The sequence below is a fragment of the Microcystis sp. LE19-41.2A genome (genome assembly GCF_027530405.1).
In the GTDB taxonomy this organism is placed as follows: Bacteria; Cyanobacteriota; Cyanobacteriia; order Cyanobacteriales; family Microcystaceae; genus Microcystis; species Microcystis aeruginosa.
On sequence record NZ_JAPZQJ010000591.1, the window covers coordinates 1 to 2,434 of the forward strand.

1 protein-coding gene and 2 pseudogenes are annotated in these 2,434 nt (G+C 42.4%); 1 reads left to right on the top strand and 2 read right to left on the bottom strand.

Annotation, left to right across the window (positions count from 1 at the left end):
- Positions 1-126: 126 nt before the first annotated feature.
- Positions 127-375, top strand: a pseudogene (locus O9290_RS24715) (Uma2 family endonuclease); the annotation flags it as partial.
- Positions 376-378: 3 nt separating this feature from the next.
- On the opposite strand, the gene recN reads toward O9290_RS24715, so the two are convergent.
- Both recN and O9290_RS24725 read right to left on the bottom strand, forming a co-directional pair.
- The gene (gene recN / locus O9290_RS24720; RefSeq protein WP_288057985.1) at positions 379-2,106 is read right to left on the bottom strand and encodes a DNA repair protein RecN; all 1,728 of its coding nucleotides are present in this window, start codon (positions 2,104-2,106) and stop codon (positions 379-381) included.
- A 237-nt stretch (positions 2,107-2,343) separates the two neighbouring features.
- Positions 2,344-2,434, bottom strand: a pseudogene (locus O9290_RS24725) (DNA-binding response regulator); the annotation flags it as partial.

The following is a 2,434-nucleotide window of genomic DNA, read 5'->3' on the forward strand; positions in this document are numbered from 1 at the left end:
TCAGGTGGTCAACTACCTAATTTTCAGGGAAAAAGTCCAGGAATTTTCCCCCCGATCCCCGCAATGGCTGGCACTTTTTGAGGGGAAAAAAGTCCAAAAGTCTTATCCAACAAGGTTTTTAGATTTATTCAGCAGACCCTAGGTAATAAACGCTTACTCTATGAAGAATTAGGGGTTAGTGAATACTGGAGTGTTAACGTCGATTATCCCCAAATATTTGCTTTTGAAATAATCGATCGAGGGAGCAAAAGAATTGATATATCAAAGGTTTTACCTAATTTAAAACTCGCGGTTTTAGAGTCAGCTTTACAACAGGCACGCAGCAAGGATCAAAGTCAGGTGGGACGTTGGTTAATCAGTCAATTTCAAGGTTAAATCTTACTGTTTTTTGGCAGCCGCTTTCTCCAATAAAGACTCGGCAAAAGCGATGGCATCTGCTGCCGAATTTCCTCCCGTTAATTGTGCCAATTCTTCCCTTCTCGTCTGACGATTATCGAGAGAAGTAACCCGGACAACCGTGCGAATTTCCGAGAGATTAGTGGGATTATCTTCGGCAATCATTTGTTTATAAACGCGAAAATGGTGATCAGCTAAAGCAGCCACTAAGGGTTGATGAGTAACGCATAAAACTTGATATTGTTGACCTAATTGATCTAATTTATCGGCAATTGCCTGGGCAACTTTTCCCGATACTCCCGCATCAATTTCGTCAAAAATTAGGGTTGTCGCTGCCGATTGGGATTGGGAAAAACAGGACTTTAACGCTAGGAGAAAACGACTCATTTCTCCTCCGGAAGCGGTACTGGATAAAGGTTGGATTTTTTCCCCTGGATTGGGACTAAAATAAAATACCACTTGATCGACTCCCAGACTGCTAGGATTACCCGGGTTAATCCGACAGACAAAAATCACCTTTTCCATGGCTAAAGGTTTTAATTCCTGTACCAATTGTTTTTCTAGTTGACTAGCGGTTTGTTGTCGCAAAAAGGTCAACTGGGTGCTAGTTTCTCGATAGATGTTTTCCTGTTGCTGACAAATTTTTTCTAATTCTTCAATGGATTGTCCTTCTCCCGTCAACTCCGCTAATTCCTGCTGTAATTTCTGATAATAATCGAGCGCTTCGGCTAAACTTGGGCCATACTTGCGACAAATGCGCTTAAGTTGGACAATTCTCTCTTCTATCTCGTTCAATCTCTCGGGATCTGCCTCTAGACTATCCCCATAAACGTTGATTTCCTGTCCCGCTTCCACCACCTGATTTAATGCCGATCGCACCATCTCTAAAATTGGCTCTAAACTTGTATCATAAACCATCATATTTGTCAAGATATTTTCAGCTTTTCCTAACAAATCGGCGACGGCCGGTTGATCGCGATCGTTTTGGTAGAGTAGTTGATAGACTTGATAGCTGGAATTTTGCAAATCGACAGCGTGGGAGAGTCGGTTTCTTTCCTGTTCCAACTGTTCCAACTCGTCAGCGTCAGTTAAATTAGCTGATTCTAGTTCTTTTAGTTGATATTCTAATAAATCTAATCTCTGTAGGCGATTTTGTTCCGATTGCAACCTATTATTTAAAATATTCTTGCTTTCTTGCCAGTTAAGGTAGGCTGTGGCTACCTTTTCCCGCTGCCGCAGCAGCGATTCACCCCCGTAGAGATCTAATAATTCCCTCTGTCGATTAGCGTCCATTAACTGAACTGTTTGACCTTGGGCGGTGATTTCTACCAAAAAATCTCTTATTTGCGCCATTTGTTGGCGATTAGCGACGACTCCGTTAATCCGAGAACGAGAACGCAAGGAATTATTAGTAATCACTAATTCCCGGCTGATGGTCAGACTATTATCTTCTAATGGGTCAATTTCCTGACTTTCTAGCCAAGCAATTAATTCTGGAGTCAGAGAAAAAGTCGCTTCTAGGGTTGATTGTTGGCTTCCCTGACGGATGACGCGATGATTGACTTTACCACCGAGAACAATATCGATCGCATCTAATATAATCGATTTTCCTGCCCCCGTCTCACCGGTCAGTACATTTAATCCGCTGCCGAAAGTTAATTCTAAGCGATCGATGAGGGTAAAATTTTGAATTTGTAGGCAGGATAACATATATCAGTAATCAGTAATCAGTTGCTAAGTAGGTAGGCGTTAAAAATTATCAGACACCCCCCTTATTAAGGGGGGATTAAGGGGGGACTAAGGGGGGATCGGCACCCCCCTTATTAAGGGGGGACTAAGGGCGGATCGGCACCCCCCTTATTAAGGTGGGCAGGGGGGATCGAACCTAAAATCCATTATTAATTTAATTATAACCAGTTACTTATTCTCATTATCTTTCAACATTCCCTAATTTTCCCCGAAACGGTAGCCTTTACCATAGACAGTATTAATTAGAGGTGTTTCTCCGGCCGCTTCGATTTTACGACGCAGTAAGCGC

Bases quoted from the DNA above. Each gene is read 5' to 3' on its own strand.
- recN (WP_288057985.1), bottom strand. From the start codon at position 2,106: ATGTTATCCTGCCTACAAATTCAAAATTTTACCCTCATCGATCGCTTA.